At 50.8% G+C, this 22,549-nt stretch carries 20 protein-coding genes; 7 read left to right on the top strand and 13 right to left on the bottom strand.

Annotated elements, in window-relative coordinates:
• The first annotated feature begins 269 nt into the window (after window positions 1–269).
• Window positions 270–1,208 (top strand): isoaspartyl peptidase/L-asparaginase family protein, encoded by a 939-nt coding sequence (locus tag ACYVJQ_RS05985; RefSeq protein WP_460892156.1) that lies wholly within the window; start codon window positions 270–272, stop codon window positions 1,206–1,208.
• A gap of 27 nt (window positions 1,209–1,235) precedes the next feature.
• Window positions 1,236–1,418 carry a hypothetical protein gene (locus ACYVJQ_RS05980; protein ID WP_460892155.1) on the top strand — a complete coding sequence of 61 codons (183 nt, stop codon included), beginning with the start codon at window positions 1,236–1,238 and terminating at the stop codon, window positions 1,416–1,418.
• A 97-nt stretch (window positions 1,419–1,515) separates the two neighbouring features.
• Here ACYVJQ_RS05980 and ACYVJQ_RS05975 read toward each other — a convergent pair whose 3' ends face one another.
• Entirely contained in the window at window positions 1,516–1,812 is a 297-nt protein-coding gene (locus ACYVJQ_RS05975) for a hypothetical protein (RefSeq protein WP_460892154.1), read from the bottom strand.
• A 278-nt stretch (window positions 1,813–2,090) separates the two neighbouring features.
• The gene (locus ACYVJQ_RS05970) at window positions 2,091–3,140 is read right to left on the bottom strand and encodes a chemotaxis protein CheB (RefSeq protein ID WP_460892153.1); all 1,050 of its coding nucleotides are present in this window, start codon (window positions 3,138–3,140) and stop codon (window positions 2,091–2,093) included.
• Between the two features lie 323 nt (window positions 3,141–3,463).
• Here ACYVJQ_RS05970 and ACYVJQ_RS05965 point away from each other — a divergent pair, with 323 nt between their 5' ends.
• Both ACYVJQ_RS05965 and ACYVJQ_RS05960 read left to right on the top strand, forming a co-directional pair.
• The gene (locus ACYVJQ_RS05965; RefSeq protein WP_460892152.1) at window positions 3,464–6,451 is read left to right on the top strand and encodes a CheR family methyltransferase; all 2,988 of its coding nucleotides are present in this window, start codon (window positions 3,464–3,466) and stop codon (window positions 6,449–6,451) included.
• Window positions 6,452–6,669: 218 nt separating this feature from the next.
• A complete protein-coding gene (locus tag ACYVJQ_RS05960; RefSeq protein ID WP_460892151.1) occupies window positions 6,670–9,750 on the top strand; it encodes a PAS domain-containing sensor histidine kinase in 3,081 nt (1,026 codons plus the stop codon).
• A 619-nt stretch (window positions 9,751–10,369) separates the two neighbouring features.
• On the opposite strand, the gene ACYVJQ_RS05955 is transcribed toward ACYVJQ_RS05960, so the two are convergent.
• Both ACYVJQ_RS05955 and ACYVJQ_RS05950 read right to left on the bottom strand, forming a co-directional pair.
• On the bottom strand, window positions 10,370–10,711 hold the full coding sequence (locus ACYVJQ_RS05955; protein ID WP_460892150.1) for an STAS domain-containing protein: 342 nt from the start codon (window positions 10,709–10,711) through the stop codon (window positions 10,370–10,372).
• Window positions 10,712–10,890: 179 nt separating this feature from the next.
• A complete protein-coding gene (locus ACYVJQ_RS05950; protein WP_460892149.1) occupies window positions 10,891–11,235 on the bottom strand; it encodes an STAS domain-containing protein in 345 nt (114 codons plus the stop codon).
• Between the two features lie 266 nt (window positions 11,236–11,501).
• Between ACYVJQ_RS05950 and ACYVJQ_RS05945 the strand changes: the two genes are divergently transcribed.
• The gene (locus tag ACYVJQ_RS05945; protein WP_460892148.1) at window positions 11,502–12,143 is read left to right on the top strand and encodes a response regulator; all 642 of its coding nucleotides are present in this window, start codon (window positions 11,502–11,504) and stop codon (window positions 12,141–12,143) included.
• Between the two features lie 140 nt (window positions 12,144–12,283).
• Here the strand turns inward: ACYVJQ_RS05945 and ACYVJQ_RS05940 are convergent, their stop codons facing one another.
• Complete coding sequence (locus ACYVJQ_RS05940) at window positions 12,284–12,478, bottom strand: hypothetical protein (RefSeq protein ID WP_460892147.1); 195 nt, start codon at window positions 12,476–12,478, stop codon at window positions 12,284–12,286.
• A 425-nt stretch (window positions 12,479–12,903) separates the two neighbouring features.
• Here ACYVJQ_RS05940 and ACYVJQ_RS05935 point away from each other — a divergent pair, with 425 nt between their 5' ends.
• Window positions 12,904–13,911 (top strand): cation diffusion facilitator family transporter, encoded by a 1,008-nt coding sequence (locus ACYVJQ_RS05935; protein ID WP_460892146.1) that lies wholly within the window; start codon window positions 12,904–12,906, stop codon window positions 13,909–13,911.
• 66 nt (window positions 13,912–13,977) lie between these two features.
• Here the strand turns inward: ACYVJQ_RS05935 and ACYVJQ_RS05930 are convergent, their stop codons facing one another.
• The gene (locus ACYVJQ_RS05930) at window positions 13,978–15,081 is read right to left on the bottom strand and encodes an endonuclease/exonuclease/phosphatase family protein (RefSeq protein ID WP_460892145.1); all 1,104 of its coding nucleotides are present in this window, start codon (window positions 15,079–15,081) and stop codon (window positions 13,978–13,980) included.
• 635 nt (window positions 15,082–15,716) lie between these two features.
• Window positions 15,717–16,823: a PA0069 family radical SAM protein gene (locus tag ACYVJQ_RS05925; RefSeq protein WP_460892144.1), complete on the bottom strand. Its 1,107-nt coding sequence runs from the start codon at window positions 16,821–16,823 to the stop codon at window positions 15,717–15,719.
• 297 nt (window positions 16,824–17,120) lie between these two features.
• On the opposite strand from ACYVJQ_RS05925, the gene ACYVJQ_RS05920 reads away from it, so the two are divergent.
• Window positions 17,121–17,537 carry a hypothetical protein gene (locus ACYVJQ_RS05920; protein WP_460892143.1) on the top strand — a complete coding sequence of 139 codons (417 nt, stop codon included), beginning with the start codon at window positions 17,121–17,123 and terminating at the stop codon, window positions 17,535–17,537.
• Window positions 17,538–17,639: 102 nt separating this feature from the next.
• On the opposite strand, the gene ACYVJQ_RS05915 is transcribed toward ACYVJQ_RS05920, so the two are convergent.
• The 6 genes from ACYVJQ_RS05915 to ACYVJQ_RS05890 form a co-directional block, all read right to left on the bottom strand.
• Window positions 17,640–18,041, bottom strand: coding sequence for a c-type cytochrome (locus ACYVJQ_RS05915; protein ID WP_460892142.1), 402 nt, complete (start codon window positions 18,039–18,041; stop codon window positions 17,640–17,642).
• 4 nt (window positions 18,042–18,045) lie between these two features.
• Window positions 18,046–18,693 (bottom strand): SCO family protein, encoded by a 648-nt coding sequence (locus ACYVJQ_RS05910; RefSeq protein ID WP_460892141.1) that lies wholly within the window; start codon window positions 18,691–18,693, stop codon window positions 18,046–18,048.
• A complete protein-coding gene (locus tag ACYVJQ_RS05905) occupies window positions 18,690–19,109 on the bottom strand; it encodes a hypothetical protein (RefSeq protein WP_460892140.1) in 420 nt (139 codons plus the stop codon). Before ACYVJQ_RS05905 ends, ACYVJQ_RS05910 begins: the two co-directional genes overlap by 4 nt.
• Window positions 19,110–19,327: 218 nt before the next feature.
• Window positions 19,328–20,326 (bottom strand): hypothetical protein, encoded by a 999-nt coding sequence (locus ACYVJQ_RS05900; RefSeq protein ID WP_460892139.1) that lies wholly within the window; start codon window positions 20,324–20,326, stop codon window positions 19,328–19,330.
• 225 nt (window positions 20,327–20,551) lie between these two features.
• Window positions 20,552–20,818 (bottom strand): hypothetical protein, encoded by a 267-nt coding sequence (locus ACYVJQ_RS05895; RefSeq protein WP_460892138.1) that lies wholly within the window; start codon window positions 20,816–20,818, stop codon window positions 20,552–20,554.
• A gap of 164 nt (window positions 20,819–20,982) precedes the next feature.
• On the bottom strand, window positions 20,983–21,615 hold the full coding sequence (locus ACYVJQ_RS05890; RefSeq protein WP_460892137.1) for a hypothetical protein: 633 nt from the start codon (window positions 21,613–21,615) through the stop codon (window positions 20,983–20,985).
• Window positions 21,616–22,549: the final 934 nt, after the last annotated feature.

Below are 22,549 nucleotides of genomic sequence, written 5' to 3'. Positions count from 1 at the left end.
ATACACGTTTAACTCTAAGAAAAGTGCCGGAAAAAATACGGTAAATACAAGGCTTAAACACTTAATTTAAAAGCTTCAGGTTAGAGTAGTTTCTTCTCTTTTAAATTCATAAACCAGAAGCTGGGAATAAGCCTCTTTTACAGATTCACCGTAGAAAAACCAGGACAATACGTATTTTTTAGCCAAACAGGGCTTGCACAGAACCGTACACTAAGCGCTCTGGCTTTCATAGCTAGCCAATAAAAACAGGACTTTAACCAGAAATAGCCATGAATAAGAACTGGGGAATTGCCCTACACGGCGGCGCCGAAAATAAAACCAAGGAAGATATAAGCGAAGCAAAACAGGCCGCCTATGAACAAGGGCTGGAGAATGCCCTTATCGCCGGCTGGCGCATTTTAAACGAAGGCGGTAGCGCTATAGACGCCGTAGAGGCCGCCGTAAAAAGCATGGAGAACAACAAGCTTTTCAACGCAGCCCGGGGTGGCTCCCTGGCCCAGGATGAAAGCATTGAGTTTGACGCCGCCATTATGGACGGAAAAACCATGAAGGCGGGGGCTGTGGCCGGCGTAAAACACGTCAAGCACCCTATTACTCTGGCCAAAACCATCATGCAAAAATCCAAGCACGTTCTGCTCTGCGCCACCGGGGCCGAAGAGTTTGCCCGGGAGTACGAACTGGAAATGAAGCCTTACACCTATTTTGTAACCGAGGAAAAAGAAAAGGAACTAAAGGAGGCCAAAAAAGAGGAAGACGTTGCCGGCGGCCACGACACGGTGGGCGCCGTGGCCCTGGACAAAGACGGCAACCTGGCGGCCGCCACCTCTACGGGCGGTCTGGTCAACCAACTGCCCGGCCGGATTGGCGACTCTCCTATCATTGGGTCGGGCACCTACGCCAACAATGAGGTCTGCGCCGTCTCCTGCACCGGCGACGGCGAGGGCATTATGCGGGCCAACACCGCCCATGAGGTCTACGCGCACATGAAATACCAAGGCCTTTCCTTGAAAGAAGCCAGCCAGGCCGCCATGACCCTTTACAAAGACCGCATTGAAGGAGAACGCAATTTTGTGGCCATGGACAAAGACGGAAACGTGGAATTCAGCTTTGAGACCAACCTCATGTTCAGGGCCTGCAAGAAAGGAGATAACCCTTCTTATGTGGCCGTCTGGAAAGACGAGGAAGTGGCCTGGGAGAAAGAAGGGTAGCCAAAGAGCCAGCTATTAGAGCAACAAATGATTAAACAATGGAATAATTACTACCGGGTGGGGCTTATAGGGCTGGTTTTGAACTTAGTCCTGTTGTTTGTGCTGCCCTTGGTAGTAGACCCGTACTTCACGGCCATGGTTACCCCTTTCTTCCCGGTCTGGATCATGCTGTTGGTGGTAAGCTGGCGCAAAGAACACCCCAGGCGGTAAGTTTTGGTAGTAGGCAAGGGCGGTTGCGTTTCGGGCCTGATTTTCTAAAATTAGGCCCGAAACGCAACCGCCCTTTTATAACTGGCCTTTATTAAATCTAAGATGCCCGTTTACGCGTACCCATGGGGGCCGAATAAAAATAGAGCGCTGGCTTGGGGCTCTGGGCCGCAGCCATACCTGGCTTAGTGATATAAAAATAAGGGGGAATGGTGGTACTACCGGTACCGGTGAGGTAACCATGGTTGACCAACGTCTTGCAGCAGGCCAGCACCCGCTCCACGGTAAGGCCTGTGCCCTGGCTCACCGTTACCGGTGAAACCGGTAAGTGAACCGCAGATTTATCGCCTTTTACTAATCTGTATATTTCGTGTAATACTTTCTCTTCTTCAGTCATACCTTGTCTCCTTCTAGCTTCACCTTCAACGGATTACCTTTTTCCTTTGTTGTATAAATACGGTATTTTTCTCTGTATTTATACAATTAAAGAGGCAACCTTGGTAAAGACGAAGGGTCAATCCCGGCAAAAGTAGAGGAAGCCAGGCTAGGCGATGATACAGCCGGCATCGCTTATTTGGGGATGGGAAACCGGAGAGATAGTACTTTTTCTGCCCTTTCTGTAAGGAAGAAAATGAACATGCGTTTTGAGGCCGTTTTTAGGAAAACAGGCCCAAATCAGCCTGCTTCTTTGGTGTCTTCCGGGTCTTGGGCATTTTTGGCATTGGCATTGGTGAGCAGCAACTGCCGTAGGCGCGAAATGTGGATCTTAAGCTCATCGGCACGCTCCTGCTGAGATTCTGCCCAATGGTTGTGGCCTTTCTTCTTGTCTTGTTCGGCCATGGCGCTGAGCATGGTACGGCGTTCCTCCAGCATGCGCATGGCTACCCACAGGGTTTCCTCAATAGATTCTACGTTGGCGTGCAGAAAAGACTCTGCGGTGTAGGCGTGCCCTGAGTGGCACCGGAAGTGTTTTACGTGCCCATAATTAACTTCCCAGAGGGCGCCGCCGCAACTGGGGCAGGAAAAAGGGGACCTGGGGCCCAGAATCTCGGTATCTTCCACGGCGCCGCCGCCTGTATTGAGCATAAGGCGTTCAGCAATGGAGGCTTCATACACCACGTCCTCGGGGGGTTCAGCGGTGGCAGAGGCGGGCACAAACACCAGTTCCTGCAGCAAAGCCCCCATCTCGGCCACCGGTACCACATAGTCTACCTCTATCTCATGCAACACGCTTTGGGGCATGTCTGGGTACTCAGCGTCTGCGGGGGCCTGCACCATGGTAATGCCGCCGCTGCGCTTGATCATCTCCATGCCCACGGTGCCGTCCTGCAGCATACCCGTTAGCACAAGGCCAATCACGCGGGGACCGTAGGCAGCCGCGGCAGACCGGAACAAGGGATCAATGGCCGGCCGGAACAGGTTCTCCCGGGGGCCTTTGGTTACCAGCATCCTGCCTTTCTGCAGCAGCAGATGGTTATCTTGGGGTACAAAATAAACTTTGCCAGTTTCTATGACCTGTTCATGGGTGGCTACCTGGCAAGGCAGGCCGCTGGTGCGGTTCAGGCGGTCTACCAGAATCTGGGCATTGGAGTCGCGGGCCAGGTGTTGTACTATAAAGATAGCCGCGGGCAGGTCCTTGGGTAACTGTTCCAGCAATTGGCATAACACGGCCATACCCCCGGCAGAGGTACCAATTACCACAATGTCATGGTGGGGTAGTTTCATGCGGGTAAAGATTGTAGGTACAGGTACTACGCGTGCAAAGCCAAAGCGGCCGGTATTTTGGACATTTCGGCCTCCAATTCAGAATAAACCCGTTTTTACCTACGTATTTGTTGGGTATCTATTCGTAACCATCAGATTCATTTTAAGGTAATCTTTTATTAGGCGTAATTTGCACCTCTACCTGTGTTTGGCCCGGAATAAATTGCCTGACTCAGGGATTACATTCGTTTTTTTATAGCCTCATTTCCTTTATCTCCCCCAGTAAAGGTTTATACGTTATCAAGGTTCTAACCAAGGCCCCCTATATACATTACCCTTCCGTTATGGATAACCCAGAAGCAACTATCCCCTCTGCCCAGGCTCCCCGTAACACCAGCCCTTCTTTATCCAAGGATCCGGTGAAACAGGAGTTGCCCCTCAAGCCCGACCATGATTTTCCGGTGGTGGCGCTGGGTGGCTCAGCAGGGGCCTTGGAGGGGTTTGAGTCTTTCTTCCAGCACCTGCCCATCGGCACCGGAATGGCGTTTGTGGTGGTCCCACACCTGGACCCCAGCCAGAAAAGCATGATGACCGAGATCATTCAGCGCTACACCCCGCTGCCTGTGCTGCAGATCACAGAGGGCATGAGGCTGGAGCCCGAGCATGTGTACCTGGTGCCTCCCAACAAAGAAACCTCCATACAGGGCAACTCCTTCCACCTTCAGGAACCGGACCGGCCCAACGGGCAGCGCATGCCCATTGACTACTTTTTCCAGAGCCTGGCCATGAACCGGCGGGAGCAGGCCATAGCCATTATTTTTTCTGGCATGGGCGCAGACGGCTCGCTGGGCGTGAAAATGATCATGGAGAACTTTGGCTTGGTGATAGTGCAGGAACCGCATACGGCCCGCTTTGACAGCATGCCCCGCAACGCCATCAAGACCGAGTTTGTGGACCATGTGGTACCCGTGGAGGAAATGTCTGAAAAGCTGCTGGCCTATACCCACCTTCCGTCTATCAAGGGCAAGAATGCGGTAGACACGCACAAGTCTTCTCAGATGCTGCAGAAGGTTTTCTCGCTCATCAGAAACAAGACCGGGCATGACTTCTCGCTCTACAAACGCAACACCATTTACCGGCGCATTGAGCGGCGCATGAACACCCACCACCTGCACAAATTCTCTGAGTACCTTACCTTTCTGGAGAAGCACCCGCAGGAAGTGGAATTGCTGTTCAAGGAACTACTCATTGGAGTGACCAAATTCTTCCGGGACCCAGAGGCCTTCCAGATCCTGAAGGAGAAGTACCTGCCTGCCTTGTTAAAGTCAAAGCAAGATGGTGATCCCGTACGCGTGTGGGTGGCCGGCTGCTCTACCGGTGAGGAAGCCTATTCGCTGGCCATTCTTATCCAGGAGTGCCTGGCCCAGATGGAAGGAGCACCGCATGTAAAGGTGCAGGTGTTTGCCTCTGACATTGACCAGACGGCCGTTGATTTTGCCCGGGCCGCCTGTTACCAGGAAAACATCACCGCAGACGTGTCACCAGAGCGGCTGGCCAAGTACTTTACCCGGGTAGAGGGCCATTACTGCGTGAAAAAGGAGCTGCGTGAGATGGTGGTCTTTGCCGTGCACAACCTTAACCGCGACGCCCCATTTACCAAGCTGGACATTCTCACTTGCCGCAACCTGCTCATCTACCTGTCTTCAGACCTGCAGAAAAAGCTGTTCCCGGTGTTCCATTATGCTCTCAACCCTAATGGCTTGCTATTCCTGGGGTCCTCAGAGACGCTTTCGGGGTACCCAGACCTGTTCATGCCCTTAGACACCAAATGGAAAATCTCGCGCCGCCAGGAAACCACTTATCCTTTGAGCCGCATGGTAGACTTTCCGTTTACCTTTACCTCCGTTGAAACCGTGAAACCGTTTCCAGAACCCAATCAATTGCCAGATAAAAAGAACCTGAACCTGAGCCCGCTCATTCAGCGGGCCATGCTCCAGCATTTCGCGCCGCCCTCCCTCATCATCAACCCCAAAGGCGATATTTTCTACATACAGGGCCGTACCGGCCGGTACCTGGAGCCCGCCCAGGGTCAGGCTACCCTAAACGTATTTGAAATGGCCCGTGAGGGGCTGAAATTTGAGCTCAACAACCTTATTAACAAGGTGAACACCTTACAGGAGCCGGCCTCTGCAGAGCAGGTGCGCGTGCAGACAGACAACGGGGACCAATACATTAAACTGTCGGTGAACCCCTTGCAGGAGCCCGCTCCGCTTAAAGGCTACTTACTGGTGGTGTTTGAAGACATGCCCGCCCCCAAGGTGAAGCAACGCAAGCAGGCCCAGGACCAGGCCTCGCCTGAAAACTCAAGAATAGAGGAACTGGAAAAAGAGTTGCTGTTCACCAAGCAGCGCCTGCAGTCTACCGTTGAAGAGATGAACTCCTCCCTGGAAGAATTAAAATCTACCAATGAAGAATTACAGAGTGCCAATGAGGAACTGCAGAGTACTAATGAGGAGTCTATGACCAACAAAGAGGAGATGCAATCCCTCAATGAAGAGCTCATGACCATTAACCTGCAGTACCAGACCAAAACAGAGGAACTCACCAACTCCAACAATGACATGAAGAACCTGTTGGACAGCACGGAGATTGCCACTATCTTCCTGGACAACAACCTCAACATCAAAAACTTCACGCCCCAGGCTACCCAAATCTTCAACCTGATACGGGCAGACGTAGGTCGGTCTATCTCTGATATTGCCACCTCGCTCAAATACCAGTCTATAGAAGAAGATGTGCAGGAAGTGCTGGAACGCCTGCGTAGCAAAGAAGTGCACCTGCAAACCAAAGATGAGCAGCAGTGGTACTCCATGCGCATTCTTCCCTACCGCACCGTAGACAATTTTATAAGTGGGGCGGTAGTCACATTTAACAACATTACTGCGTACAAAAACCTGGAAGCCAGCGTGGCGGCCACCAGCCTGTACGCGGCCAACATCATTGATATTATCCAACAGCCCCTGCTGGTGCTTGACGGGGAACTGCGCGTGGAGGGTGCCAGCAACGCCTTCGCGCAGGCCTTCCAGCTGATTCCGGAGCAACTGAAAGGCCAGTGGCTGTTTCATTTGGGCAACGGCCAATGGGATATACCTGCCCTCAAGGAGCGCATGAACCAGGTAGTGCAGGAAGGAAAAGAAATGAAAAACGAGGTACTGGAACATGAATTCCCGGTGCTGGGCTACCGCCGTATGGTGCTTAACACCCGGCGGGTGGAACAAACCGAGAACAAACCTTTCAAGATTTTGCTGGCCCTGGAAGTGTTTGAAAAATAAGGTAACTGACAAGGCGGCCCCGGCCGGGTCAAAGTACCCGGAAAATGGCCTTTAGGCTTGCCCTGGCCAGAAGAATCTCCCGGCATGCCGCCAAACCAACTTGGCAACACGCCTTTTACCCATTTCAGGCAAAACGGGAGGAAGTAACCAGCCCGAAGAACAAGTGTAACCGCATGCCCCGTGGCCCTTCTTAGGGTACTGGATTTTAATTGCTGCTCATGAGTACTGATAAGAAAAACCCGCTTGGCCTGGCCCATGAATTGTCTTTGCTACGGAAAAAGGCAGAAAAACTGGTACGCCCCATCAGTGCCGAAGAGGCTGGAAACATGTCTGAACAAGACGTATTCCACCTCATCCAGGAACTGCAGACGCACCAGGTTGAATTGGAGATGCAGAACCACCAGTTGCAAATGGCTACCCAGGAACTGGAAGCGGCCCAGGAAAAATACAGAGATCTTTACTTGCACGCCCCCTTTGGGTACGTGACCTTAGACGAACACGGCGTGGTAGAAGAGGTGAATGCCAAAGGCGTCCAAATTCTCCATACCGCCTATGAACACCTCCTGAACCGGCGCTTCAGCCAGTCTGTGCATTCCAATAGCCTGGACGCTTTCTACGGTTTCTTCAAGAAGGTGCTGCAGGCAGAGAAGACGCAGACGGTTGAACTTCAGCTTTCCACACCCACGGGCATGGAACTGCACGCCCAGTTAGAAGGCATTCTACTCAAACAGAATAATGGCTCCCAACAGGTCAGAATCGCTTTTCTGGACGTGACCGAACGCAAGCAGAGCCACGTGGCCCTGCACAATAAGGAAGCCCTGCTTTCGGCCATCATCAATAGCTCTTTGAACGCCATACAGGTGTTCAGGGCCGTACGTAATCAAGAGGGGGAGATTTTAGATTTTGAATGGTTGCTGGCCAATAAAACTGCTGAAGTGTTCCTGAACCGTCCGCAGGACCAGTTACGCCGGGCCCGCCTGGCGGAAACATTCCCGCGAGTGGTGGAGGATGGCCATTTCACTATTTTCCAGCAGGTGGTAGAAACCGGCCACCCGGCTACTTTTTCGGCGCATTACTCCCTAGAAAACCGCGAGATCTACCTCAACTGCGTGGCTGTTAAACTGGAGGATGGCTTTGTATTCACCTTTGAGGACGTTACCCAGCACCGCGTTGCCACTGAAAAACTGCAGGAAAGCCAACTACTTATAAAAAAAATGGCCGAGGCCATGCCAGACTTCCTGTACGTGGAAGACCTGCAACTGGGCCGCAACGTCTACAACAACCGCAATTTCCTTTCCTTTCTGGGCTATAAGGACACTGACATACAAGGCCACCCGCGCGAGCTCCTGGATACGCTCTTCCACCCTGAGGATGCCTCCCTTATCCTTAACCGGGCCCATCGCTTTGCCAACGTGAAGGACGGCGATTTTCTGGAGTACAATGTGCGCGTGCAGGCCAAGGACTCCTCCTGGCGCAACATCCATTTCCGGGAGACGGTCTTTAAGCGGGGAGCCTCTGGGGTGCCAACCCAGTTGGTGGGCATAGCCCAGGACGTTACCGAGAAACTGAGGGCCGAGCAAGATCTGCACCAGAAAAACGAGACCATTGAAGCCATCCTGAAAAACCTACCTGTTATTCTCTGGCGCATAAGCCCCCAGATGGAGATTCTGGAGGCCAGGGGCAACGGACTGAAGGCTTTGGGGCTAGCCCAGGATCAATTGGAGGGAAAGCTTTTCCAGGAGATCAACCCAGACGTTCTAAAGCACCTGCAGGCCGGGTTCCGGCAGCAAAAGGTCCAGTTCATAAACAAAACAGACGTAAACGGCCAGCCGGTCTATAAACAAAACTTCTTTTTCCATGAAGAGGCCTCCCATGAGCTCATTGGGTTCTGTCTGGACGTGACCGAACAAAAGAAAGCCGAGGAGGAGGCGCGGCACAGCACCATGCTGCTGGACCAGATCCTGCAGAACATACCTATGGTGCTGGCCGTGCTTGACCTGCAGGGCAACTACCTTGAAATTAAGGGCAAGGGCCTGCAGAGCGTGGGCCTGCAGGACAATGAACTGAAAGGGAAAAACATCTTTCACGTATTTCCCTTTCTGCAAGGCAACATTCAAGAGGTACTACAGGGCCAGGTGAAAAGCTTTACTGCTTCCTTTCCTTACCAAGGCCGGCAAGTCTTTTTCCAAAACTTCGGTTTCCTGGACACCCAGCGGCAGTTGGGCATTGCCTTTGGCATAGACATCACAGAGCAGAAAAAGATCCAGGAACAGCTTACGCAGGAAAAGGAGTTATCCCAGAACCTGTTGGACACCCACATTAATGGCATTGTGGCCCTGGATGTAGACCTGCGCATTAGGTCCTGGAACAAGAAAATGGAGGAGATCACGTCTCTTGCCCGGCAGCAGGTGCTAGGCAAGCTGCTGGTAGAAGTTTTGCCCCAGAAAGGCCAGAAACGGCTTATCCAAAAGCTGAACAGGGTTCTACTGGGTGAACAGATTACCCTTTATAAGCTGCCTTTCCTGGCCCAGGACCGGTCTTATGAGATCACCTTCACTCCTGTTATGACTGCCTCACAGGAAGTGAGTGGCATTCTGGCAATTGTGCATGACGTGACAGACCAGCAACAACGCCAGAAAACAGACACCCAGGTAAAGCTAGACCAACAGAAAGCTATTCTGGAAGCCGTGCTTTCCACCCAAACCGAGGAACGCCGGCGTATTGCGGAAGCCCTCCACAACAGTCTGGCCCAGCTGCTATATGCCGCCAAACTCAACCTGGAAGATGTACAGGAGCAAGCTTCATTAGACCCGGGTGCCCAGGCACCGCTCAAACGCATTTCAGGCTTTCTGGAGGAGGCCATTAGGGAAACCCGGACCCTGGCCCATGAATTGATCCCGAGGGTATTGGCAGACCTGGGCCTCAAGGCCGCCATTAAGGACCTGGAAGGAAAACTCACCACCCCCACTTTTACCGTGCAGAGCATTATCACCGGCTTTGATAAACCTACCAACCATTCCATTGAAACGCATCTGTTCAGGTTTGTGCAGGAGTTGCTCAACAACGTCATGAAACATGCCAATGCCTCTGAGGCCTTAGTGCAGGTAGTAGACAAAGGCCACCAGTTCATGGTGCGGGTAGAGGATAATGGCCAAGGCATGCCGCCGCTGGAAAAGATAAACTCTAAAGGTATGGGCCTGCGGTCTATCCAGAACGGGGTGAAGCTGCTGAACGGGCAACTCAAGATTCAGTCTGGCCCCCAGGAAGGCACGGTGGTGACCATTATTCTCAAGAAATAGCCTCTGGTTTTCTGCCTTTTACTTCTTTGTGTTTCGGGCCTGTTTTTTAGAAAACAGGCCCGAAACACAAAGCCTTTCTTCCTTGCACCCCATTAGGCTACCTAACATAGCGCCTGTATACCAACTGTTGCTTCCCCTTGCACCGTTGGCCTTGCTGTATAAATACAAAGCTTAAAGAGCCAATAAGTGCCATAAAGGGGGCTATCGATGCGGTTTACCAATTATAATGCGTGCTCCGCATCTGAAAAAGGAGTACCTACGGCAAAGGCTCTGAAAGAACTTCAGCCCACGCCTGCTATGGCCAAGAAAATAAAAGTCTTGAATTCAGTTAGGCAGTAAAAAAATGGGTTTGGAAAGGCCCAGAAACGGCCTAGCATTTAACTTGAGAGATTACCAGATAAGGAACGCCTAAAGCAACAGGATATTACCCCAGACTACCGAGTCTTGAAAATAGAAAGGCTGTAAGGAAAGCCTATCCACCATTAGGTGCGGTTTTATCCTTCTAATACGAACTTTTCCATGGGCAAAAAACTACGGAAGAAGATTTTCCGGTACCAGCAAACAGATCATAATGACAGAGGCCCTATAGGTTACTCTTATCAATCCTACTCCTTGCGGCTTACCTTTCCTGGTTCAGCAGAGCGGCGTCTTCTTTGGCAGGCACTATGTCCATAATGGTGTGTAGACCCAGCAGCTCAAACACGTTGCGTACTTGCTTGCTCATGCCGTACAGTACCATATTTATGCGGCGTCCTTCCAGGGTACCTAAATGCGAAATAAGGACGCCCAGGCCCGCAGAGGAAATGTAAGTCAATTCTGAGAAGTCAATCCACAGCTGCTCCAAAGATCCGGCCAAGGCCCTTTCTATCGCCTTGTCTACCTCCAGACAGGTAGAAGCATCCAACTCCCCTGCCAATTTTATCTGGTACACCTTGGCGTCCTCTTCCACCGCAATTCTCATGATCTTCAACTTTATACCTAAATATATGAATTTACCAGTAAAATACAAAGGAGCTTAACCTGTTAGTGTCCAATTCCTTTAGGATATGTTTTATATGGAGATTTACGGGACCTGTGACCACACCTTTTCTAACGACCTATCAGGCACATGGTAGAATAGCGTACAGGACGGCAAAGGCGTTAAGAATTTTCTGCCGCGTAGGCCACGGCTTCGGCCAGGGTCTTTTTAATCACTACCAAAGAACCAAACCCAGAGTTTTTGATTAACCCATGGATACTATCATTCAGGTTGAAAAGAATGATCTGCTTTTTCTGATGATGGATGAGCTGCACATAAGGCAGAAGGTACCGTAGTCCCACGGCGCTTAACTTGGTCACGCCTGAAAAGTCCAAGAGCACATATTTCTTATCCTGCAAGAACACTCCGGTCAGTTCCCGTTTTATCACATCAGCGCAAACCTCATCCAGGGGCCCTTTTAAGGAAACCAGGAACCCGGCCTTTGTTTCCTCCGTTGAAATCTTCATTGGGCAGCGCCTCCTCCGCTAAAAAGAGAATACACAACTGTCTCTCTCCCAAACAAATATACCTAATCCTATTGCCGTTTAAAAGGTAACAAGTACGAGTTTTAGCCTTAAGTATTTATACGTATTTTGGGTTTAAGTATCAAAAATCAGGTCTGGACTTTGGTTGATGGTGGCTAAAAAACGTTTATGCAGTATATTGCATTACGCAATGGTTTTTATTTTACCACCATACAGTATATTAAGAAAGAAATCTAACACTAGTTGGCATGACAAAAGTAATTTTGGTTGATGATCATACCATCATTCGGGACGGGATTAAATCACTCTTGAAATCTGAACGCACTATTCAGATCATTGGGGAAGCTGAAAACGGGGAGCAACTGTTGAAATTACTGGAAACCACCACGCCAGACGTGATCATGCTGGACCTGAACATGCCGGTAATGGACGGTTTTGAGACCCTAAAACAATTACAGCAGACCCACCCCCAGGCTAAGGTATTGGTCTTGACAATGCTGGACCAGGAAAGTTACGTGCAGAAGGTACGCGCCTCAGGGGCTATGGGCTTTATCCTGAAAACCGCCGGCCGAGATGAGCTGGTGCACGCCATTAAGACCGTTGCCAATGACAATTCCTTTATTTGCTCTGAAGTAGCGCTTAACCTGCTGCAGAAATCTAACTCCCCGGCCGGGGAAGCTAAGGCCAACAACATGCCTGAGATCTCTAAGCGCGAAATGGAAGTGCTTAAACTCATTGCCGAGGGCTATACCAACGCCGAGATTGCGGACAAGATCTTTGCCAGTAAAAGAACGATTGAGTCGCACCGCCAGCACCTGATTGAGAAAACCAAGGCCCGCAATACGGCCACCCTCATCAAGTATGCCATTAAGCAAGGCTTAATCGATTAATCTTACCAGTAGCAAAAAGGGAGATCCCCGCGTTTTAGAGCCGTTTTTTAAAAAACGGCTCTAAAACGCGGGGATCTCCCTTTTAATCCTCTTCTACTAGTTCCAGGCTGCCGCTAATCACAGCGGCATCTGGCCCATCCCTACTTATTACTTAAGCCGGGCAGCCTGAAAACGTTCTTGCCAGCGGCGGGCGCTTGGATATAGGACTGCCGCAAGGCCTGCAACCTGGCCAGGGAATCATTCACAGAAGAATTATCTACTGTTAGCAACGCATTGTCTTTCAGCAGTTTTTCAATTGGTTTTCCTACTACAGCCTTCTTAACCGGGGTATTCATGCGTATAGGGTAAAGTTGTACGTTTTAGTTTGCCTTTACTGGCAAGATGAAACAGCTAAACTAGGGGGATTGTTAACCAATTGCAATAGTTACTACAGGAAACCTTCCAGCTAGTTGTGACATTCCCCTGAAAGTTGTATCTTTACTTAGATTTAACTTAGTAAGGCTATGCGTACTGTCCTGGGCTTCTTATTTTTCTTCTTGGGCCTGCTGGCCTCACTGGTTACCTGGTTGTTGACGGCCCTCTTCGGGTAACAGCCTCTTTACTCTTCCCCTTCGCATGCCCCAGCCAATCTTATGGCTCAAGAGGCAGCGGCCTTCCATTTCTAAAAAATGCGGGAACAGACCAGAAAAGGCTGTACTTTTGCACCCCCTTTTGCTTATGATTCGTTCTAGGGCAAAAGGTTTGCATTAAACCCGCTGCTATGCCCACTTCCACTTCCCAGGTTTCCCCTATCAAAGTAATGGCCCTCATGCTTCTGTTGGCCTTTCTGTTGCTGGGGCTTAAGTTTGGGGCATTTTTCCTTACCAATTCCAACGCTATTCTAACCGATGCCCTGGAGTCCATCATTAACTTTGTGGCGGGTGGCGTGGCCCTGTACAGCGTTTACCTGGCAGCCAAACCCCGTGACCTGGACCACCCGTACGGGCACGGCAAGATTGAATTCATATCCTCTGGCCTGGAAGGTTCTCTTATTACCCTGGCGGGTGCGGCCATCATTGTCAAGTCTATCTATAACCTGCTATACCCGCAGCCTGTCCAGAAAATGGACGTGGGTATCCTGCTTACCGCAGTGGCCGGCGCGGCCAACTACTTGGCGGGACGGTACCTGGTAAAACGCGGCACCCGTGACCACTCCCTCACCATTATTGCCAATGGCAAGCACCTGCTCTCAGATGCTTATTCCAGCCTTGGGTTGGTAGTTGGCCTGGGCTGCATCTACTTCACCCAGTTGGTGTGGCTAGACTCTGTGGTGGCCATTATTTTCGGGTCTTTCATTATGTATACCGGGTATGGGATTGTGCGTAACTCTATCTCAGGGGTAATGGACGAGGCAGACCACCAGCTCCTGGACCGTATCATAGCCGTACTTAACCAACGCCGCCGCGAAAACTGGATTGACCTCCACAACATGCGCGTGATTAAATACGGCAGCATGCTGCACATTGACTGCCATCTGACTTTACCCTGGTACTTTAATTTACAGGAGTCGCATCAGGAAGTGGAGCTTTTACAGGAGATCATCACCGAGGAGATGGGCGATGTGGTGGAACTGTTCGTGCACCTGGACCCCTGCCTGCCCCCAGACAGTTGCCGCCTCTGCACCAAATCTGACTGCAAGGTGCGGGAGCATGCCTTTGTGGGCCGCGTGGAATGGACCCTAGACAACGTCATTGAAAACCAGAAACACGTCCTGCATCCCATTTCATAGCCGGGCGTTTTGAGCCCATTTTTCAGAAAACAGCCCTAAACCAGCAACCCGGCAATATCCAATTTCCTATTTTACCGGCGGGGCCTTTTTCAGCCAAAGATCCGTTACAATGGGGTAGTGGTCTGAGAGGTTCTGCCTGATGGTACGGTAGCCTGAGCCTACCATATTGGCATCATGCAGGAGGTAGTCTATCCGGAGAATGGAGAATAACCCGTTGAAGGTATTGCCCAGTCCCCAGCCACTTTCCACAAACGCGTCTTTAAGCCCTTTGCTAATTTTATTATACGTGAACGAGGCCGGCGGATCATTGAAGTCGCCGCAGACGATGACCGGGTAAGGGGAACTCTCAATGTGGTCTGCCACCACTTTCACCTGGTGCGCCCGCTTGGTGGCCCCCACCTGCAGCCGCTTTATGATGTTGCGGGAGGCCATCAGTTTCTCGTCGTTAGAGGGCTTGGCGTTGGGGTTGCCCAGGAACTCATAATCTTCGCGCTTGAACCGGTTTGACTGAAAGTGCACGTTGTATACCCGCACCGTATCCTCCCCTATCTTAAGGTCAGTGAAAATACAGAGGTTGTTGGTTTTCTCATTGAACAGGATATGCCCCCGGCGTACCACCGGAAACGTGCTGAAGGTGGCAATGCCCCAGTGGTCGGTCTTACGTAGCGTCTCTGTGTAGGCTACGTGTTGGTTGGTGGCCTTCTGCAACTGAAGCAATGTGTCCAGGTTGTTTCGGCCGGGCCGCGAGGACGTGTAAAACTCCTGGAAGCAGAGAATGTCTGGGCTCTCATCCTGCACCATCTTAAAGATCTTGTCGCGGGTGCGGGGGTTGCCGGTCCAGGCGTACAAATCAAAAAGCCGGGCATTGAAACTAAGCACCCGCAGTTGTCGGGCATGGGCGGGAACCTTGGCTGGGAACAGGTTAAGTTGGATTTGGGTCTGCAGGTTATTGAACCCCACCAACACCGCAAACAAGGAGATGAATACCGCCCGGCTTTTAATCAAAAGCCAGTAGAGAATGAACAGCAGGTTCAGGAGCAACAGCACCGGAAACGTAAGCGCTACTAGGCTTCCTACCCACAGCACCGCCGGGTTGATATAGGAGGCCACATGAGAAAGCACTAGCAAAACCGCGGCCCCTATGTTCAGGACCACAATCAGTTTAAACAAGAAGCTTCGGTTTATTTTCTTCCCGGCCACGGCGCTTGTAGATAAGAGGACTCTCCCCACGGCTAAAGATACAAAGACCCACCCGTTTTAGAAATGTTCTGCCCTAGAAAGAACTTTCTGTGTTTTCACCAAGACGGTATACGGTTAAACCCTGTTTGGCTGACTGACGTAAGACAAGACATCTCAAGTATCCTTCCCTCCTCCTAAATAGCTAGCTACTAGTTCAACCATAAATATATATAACCACCTATATTCTATTGGCCCGAAACTGTTTATAGCTATCAACCTATTCATTTACTTTACCTGTGGAACACCTTCCTGGGAGGCCAATCACCCTTTTAGAAACCCTGCCTTACTGCTTACCTTACAGCAAGGTCTTTAAACAAGTCCTACCTTATATCTTTCCTAGCGGCAGCTTTTGGCTCCCTGTCTTGGTAGATTGCTCCTCCCAATTGGCTCCCTACCTTTTCTCCACCTGACAAGCTGTCACTCCAAGTTTTCCGTCTTTATAACTATCAATCAGTTAGCATAATCATCTTAAACTAATACTTAAGCAGGAACCATAGTCTCTTCCTATCTGGAAAAGACGCTACTTTTTGGGGCATGAGGCCCAGCTGAAACCCTGAGACAGAAATTTAAGAGAAGATAGAGAGTTGTTTGCCAGCCCTGGGCGAGAAAGCAGATAGATTGTAGGCGGGCATTGCCCTTCCCTGGAAATGGCGCCGCAATGAGATCTTAAATAAGGCTTTAATGGTTTCGGCCCATCTCCCCTCCCCTGTCATCCGGCGGCCAAACTGGCTATCATTTAGCGTACCGCCATGGCAGGCTTTGATCTGGTTCAGCACTTTGCTGGCTCTGTCTGGGTAGGATTTGTGAATCCAGTCTTCAAAGGTTTCGCCTACGGCCCCGTTTAAGCGCACAAGGGTATAGGCCGCAGATAGAGCCCCTGCCGCCGCCGAGGCCTCCAGAATAGCGGGCACTTCATGGTCGTTCAACCCCGGAATAATTGGGGCCGCCATTACATTCACCGGCACGCCGGCCTCAGACAAAGCCTTAACCACCGCCAGCCTTTTGGCTCCGGTGGCGGTGCGCGGCTCCAGCTTTAACCGTAGTGCCTCGTCCAGGGTGGTGATGGAAATGTTCACGTGCACCAGTTGGTGTTTGCTTAGTTCCTGAATGAGGTCCAGGTCCCGCAGGATAAGGGAGTTTTTGGTGATCATGCTCACCGGGTGACGGTACTGCAGCAACACCTCCAGCAACTGGCGGGTTATTTTCTTTTTAGCTTCAATGGGTTGGTAGCAGTCTGTGTTACCCGCCAGCATGATGGGCCGCACCACCCATCTGGGGTTTTCCAGCTGCTGCCTTAATACCTGGGCCGCGTTCTCCTTTATGATGATCTTCTGCTCAAAATCCAGCCCTGCGCCCAGGCCCCAATACGCATGAGTATTGCGGGCATAACAGTATACGCACCCGTGCTCGCAGCCCTGGTACGGGTTCATGGAATACATCAAACCCAGGTCCGGAGACTTCACCTCATTCACTATTGTCTTGGGCGTTTCCTGGAAAAACTGTGTGGCCAACGGCTGTTCCCAAGGCTCATCTAGCCCCTCAATGTGCTCCAACACATACTCCTGTTTTAAGAAGGGATTGGAAGGGTTGTATTGTGCGCCCCGGCCTTTGGTGAGGCCCGGATTCTGGAAAGGCTTGCCGGTCTCACCTGTTTTTTCTACTCCATTTTCCATCACTAAAATTATTAGCTTTTCTCTTCAATTGCAACGTAAAGCTATCTTTTTTAGCATTTTAGTTAATCCGGAAATTTTGGGCTAAGGATAAAAATAGCAGACGTAATGGGTACGCATGAAACACAGACAGGGGAATTTCCACTCTACTAAGGGGAATAAAACACTTAGTTGCACTGTGGATAAATACCCAATTTTTTAGAAGCTTCAATTTCTGATGCCCGTTGGCTGGCCTTAAAAAATTACAATCTCGTAGGTTATTCATACACGCCTATGTACAACCTAACCATGCACTCACCTATGATAACGAACAGATTAAATTGGACCGCTGCTTTCGCGTTGGCAGCGGTTATGGCCTTTTCTTCTTGTACTAAAAAAGAGGAGAAGACCGATAGCACCACTGACAACACCTCAGTAGACAATAGCACCATGGAGGACGGAACCAGCACCGCTTCAGACATGACCACCGACACCTCTATGAGCGGCAGCACAACCGGAACTACCATGGGCACCACTGGCACTACCGGTACAACAAGTACAACAGCTGGAACCACCGGAATGACCACAGCAGGAACTACGGGTACCACAACCAGCACCACAGGAACCACTACCACCGGAACCACAACGGGGACTACTTCTACCGGCACCACCATGGGCACTACCGGAACGACAGGAACCACCACTACCGGCGGCACCGGCACCACTGGTCCGCGTTAAAACCCAAGGAAGAGGCAACAAAAAAAGAGCAGCCCATATTATGGGCTGCTCTTTTTTTTCTTGGGTAAGAGTTTGAAATTGGACAAACAGGTAAAAACCTGTCTATGGGCAGGCTTTCACCTGTTCCCGCACCTCCCCAAAGGAGACCCGCTCTTTAGGGGATTTAAATTCTGTAGAAAGGTAATTAATAATGTTGGTGAGGTCTGCTTCGGTTAGTTGCTGGTTGCCGGGCATGGCCTGGTTGTAGGATTTGCCGTTAACTGTAATAGGTCCTTTAATCCCCTGCCTGATCAAACAGGCCAGTATATCACGGTTCTTCTCTGAGTAGTCAGAATTGACCAATGGCGGAATCACGCCCCGCAATCCCTCTCCATTCTCCAGGTGGCAACTGCTGCAGTGCCGTCCGTAAAGTAATTCGCCCTCTTTGCCACGTTCTGTAAAACAGCCTGCCACTAAGGCCATTGCAGCTAAGGAGAACAAAATCTTGGGGAGAGAAAGTCTCATAGGGTTATTTTTTTTCCTCAGAAAGCAACTTGTCCATGTCTTTCAGGAGTTGGTCTATGTCTTGGGCGTTGGTGCCGTCATAGTGCCCACGCAGACGCCGTTGGCTATCTACCAGCAGAAAAGCCCCGCTGTGCTCAAACCCGCCTGGCATAGCGTTGTCTACCATGGCACTGGTGAAATAATGCTTCTGGGCCAGGTCCAGGATAGAGTCACGGTTACCCGTTAAAAAATGCCAGGTACTGCTCTTTACGCCCAGGCGATCTGCGTAATCGCGCAGCACGGCCACCGTATCATGGGTAGGGTCAATGGAATGGGAAAGCAGCGCTACCCTAGGGTTGTCTTTGTATTTTTCATACACCCGCAGCATCTGGCTTTTCATCTTTGGGCAGATAGAGGGGCACGAGGTAAAAAAGAAATCGGCTACGTAGATCTTATCGGCCACCGTTTTCTGCGTCACCATTTGGCTATCCTGGTCCAGGAACGCGAAATCTGGGATGGTGTGGTACAAGGTGTCTACCTGCGGTTTGCCATCTACCATGGTTACTTTGGGCTCTCTGGGCCCCAGAATAGGCAAAGGCTTATTTTCTGACGAGGAAGTACAGGCGCTGAAAAGGCCTAGCCCCAGACAGAAAGCGAATAGGGTTTTTCTCATGGTTTTGGGGTTGAATAATGTGCCGCCAGTGAATCTGAGGCCTTTAGGGTGAGTTCAATTTCCTTCCGCACCTGGTCTATCTTTGCTTTCTGGGTCTGCAGGTAAAGAAGCGCCTCCTCAGGTTGCTTGCCATCTGGGTTACGGTAGGCCCGCATCCATTGCATCATGTGCTCATCGGCCTGCACCAGAGCATTTATCTGTTGGGCAAGCTGTTGCTGCGCCGCGGTATCTTTAGTGACTACTGAGTCTTTGAGATAGGTAAGCTGCTTGCGCCCGGTGTACAAAGTTCCCATTTTGGCCATGGCCGAATCATGCAACGCCAGCACTTCCTGTTGCAACACCTCCACCTTTTTCTGCGGCGAGGGCGCACACGCCGCCACTAGCAACGTCAGTAAAAAAGCCAAAGGAGTTTTCATACGTGGTTCAAATTTCTCTTCGGGCGCAAAGGTAGAACGCCAAACCTTAGAACGCACGGGTTTTGGCTAGATTATATACAGGCCCGGCCCGTAGCGCCAAAGCCTTCCGTTTTGGGCCTGTTTTTCAAAAAACAGGCCCAAAACAGACGGCCTCTCCCAAAACAGAAAAGGCTGCCAACTTAGGGCAGCCTTTTCTGTTGGCAGATGATCTGCTGATTTTACCAGTTAAAGTCCTCCCGTGAAGGAGGCTGGGAACCCTGCGCCCTAATGTGCCCGCTCATGGGGTCATACCGACGGTTCTGGCCTTCGGCGGAGCGGTAGTCCCAGTCAATTCCATAGCTGAGTGAACCCGCCATGTTGCCGTAGTTCTCACTGCGCGCGCCTTCGCCTTCCTGGGCATATTGTTCCCGGGGGGCTTGGTTGTAGTCAATCATGGGGCCATATTCCCCACGGGTACGGCGGTCATAGCCACTGCCCATGTAGGCTCCGCCACCTACCTGGTTCCCGTATTCGCCGCGGGTGTAATTGGACTGGGCATCATCATAGATTTCATACCGGCTGTCATCTCCCCGGCGGGAATTGGAGGAAGTAGCCTCAAAGTCCCGTTCACGGCCCCTGTTGCTGGTGCGGTCTGCGGGTTCCAACCCTCTGGAAGTATCGGCTCCCTGGGTGCCATAGCGGCTGGTTCCGTCATACTGCTCCCGTTCCCCTGCCGCAAAACTGTTATGGTCCCGGTAGGCGCCATAAATCTGGCGGTTTACCTGACGTCCTTCGTCGCGGCCATGGCCACTGGCCCACTGAGAGCCGTCTGCCTTGCCTCTATGTGACCCTCCGCGGGAAGAGCCCCAGCCCTGGGCCCCGCCGTAGCTTCCCATATTACCAAAGTTGCGGGAGGCACCCTCCAGCCCGTTGTTATCTTCATGGGGGTTGAAATTATCAATGGTTTCGCCGCGGCGGGTGGGGTCTTGGCCATAGTCGCGGGGAATCTGGCCGTTATTTTCGCGGCGCAGGTCTTCATTGGAGCCTTGGTATTGCGCGCTCCGGTAGTCCTGACTGATGTCCCGGTCATTGAAGTTGTTGCGTTGGTTCAACCCATCGTATTTGTTTCCGCGGTCCAGGTCCTGGCGGTAAGAACCCCGGTACATTTTCTCATCCAGGCGCTGGTCTTTTTCCCAATCCTGGCGCTCATAGGCATTGAATGGCTGGTTTCTATTCATAGCGTTAAACTTTTAGAGTGTAGCGTGCCGCCTGGTCAAAATTTGACTTCCGCAGGGATTAACCTCCCAAGAGAACACTTCTCCGGGCCGGCCTTTCCTTCCGGATTTAAAAATTAAACCAGGCTATAACAGCATTTCTTTAACGCAAGAAATCTGCTTCGGTTTATGGCCTGTTTTCCAAAAACAGGCCATAAACCGAAGCAGATTTCAAACAGGCAACTTCAATTACTTGGTACGCAGATTGTTAGCATTACTACCGTCTAGACGGGAGGTATCCTCTTCTTCTTTGGCGGCCACGTTCCCTTCTATCTCTGATCCTTCGGGCTCTGTGTCCAAGTAATCAACTTCTTTGGCCTGCAGGGCACTGCCGCCCATATCTGGTTTCCCTACTTCCTCGTCCTCGGTCTGCTGGCCTTCATTGGGTGTGGGCGTACTGTCTGGCAGGCGTTTGCTTTCGTCTGAGTTGGTGATGTTGTCGTTTTCTATTGGCATGGCTTTGTGATTTAAAGTGGTAGGCGGCTTCTGTAGCCCCTTTGCACCTATGTACGGCCCGGCCACATTTTGTTTATTACCAAATCATAAAGAAGCCTGTTTTGAGGCTGTTTTTGGAAAAACGGCCTCAAAAACAGGCTTCTGCTTGTAAAATGACGGGTTCTCTAGTTTTCGCTGAAGGGCTCTAGCTTGATCTTCTCTATGAGCAGGTACTTCTTGAACTCATGCAGCATGCGGGCCATTTCCCGGTCCTGCTCCTCCATGCGGGCTTTTTCCTCATCAGCTGAGGTGATGGCAGCCCGCAGTTGGTCCAGACTGACGGCCATGTGGTCACGGGCTCCCTGGGCGCGCTCACGCAAATCATGCTCCATGTCGGCAGAGCCGAGGTTGGTGTCTAGTTCCTGCAGGCAAAGCTCCAGGAAAGGAATCATGTCCCAGGGGTTATTGGGGCGGTTCCAGGTAAACTCAATGTTGCAGCGGCGGCATTTGTAGCGGTTAGATTTCCAACCCAGTTCATTGGAGGCAACCCCCACTTTCTTGAGTTTGTCTACCTTACCGCAGCTGGGGCACTGGGCGTTATCTTCAATAATACCTTTAAGCGTCTCGTGCTTTTCCAGCACCTGCTGCCGGAAATCTGCGTGGTTGTAAATTTTCTCCGTTAGGCGTTCACAGGCGGCGTTCAGGTCTTGGTGCTCCTGGGTAAGGGAACCTTCCTCTGCCAGCCGCTCTCCTTTTTTCTTGAAGAAATTGATGAGCTTGATGACCTCGCGCTCATTTTCTGTCATATGCTGGTTCATGAAATCTCTACGTGTGGTGTAAGGGTTTTACCAAAGGTACGCAAAATCAGCCGCAAATTGTGGTAGGCGCGCCCTGCGCTGGTTTCCTAAAAATAGAGGAAGCAATCAGCCGTGGGTGAATACCACTAGAGGCAATTAAAAAGCTAGCTTGGGGCTGGAATATACCTTGAAGGTGAAACCCCTAAAAGAAAAAACCTCTTCTCCCAGAAAAGGAAGAAGAGGTTGAGAAGGAAGGGCAAGCGAGGCAATGTTAAAAGCGTTTGTAGCATATCCCCCAATAAGCATCAAGACTTGTAACGCTCCTGCAAGCAGGAGTGCCCCGCCGCTCCTTTATATTGTAACAGTAAACTTCTTTTGCTGTTTTAACTGTGTCAAAGGTAGCAGCTTTCTGTGGTTCTAAAAGAACTTTTAGGTAAACGGTCTAAAAAACCCGACCAATTCACCTATTCACCCGATGAACCAATTTATCTGATTTTGAAAGGGTCAATTTCAAGTATTACCTCTTCCTTAACCGGTGCCCGAAGGGTAAAAAAAAGTCTCTCTCCCTGAGTAGGAAGAGAGACTGAAAAAGGAGGGGCAAGCGAGGCAATTTGTCATTAGTATCTGTAGCATATCCCCCAATAAGCATCAGAACCTTTGACGCTCCTGCAAGCAGGAGTGCCCCGCCGCTCCTTTATGTTTTCAATATCTTGTCCAGCAGACGGTTTCTGCTGTTTTACTTTCACGAAGGTAAGAGGTACTTTTTTCTCCTTCGGCAAGTTTTAGGTGAACCCCCTTAATTTAACGCCCAACTATCCTATTTACCCGTTTAATAGTCAAGTAGACCGTTTCCAACTAAATTCCCCTCCATCTCTTCTTATCCTGTTCTGTCCTATATTTTACGATTCTCTTTCTAAAGTGTAGGTAAAAAAGCAAACATTAACAGTTCAGCTAT

It is taken from the genome of Rufibacter soli, assembly GCF_054781795.1.
This window is presented reverse-complemented; position numbering and strand designations above follow the sequence as displayed.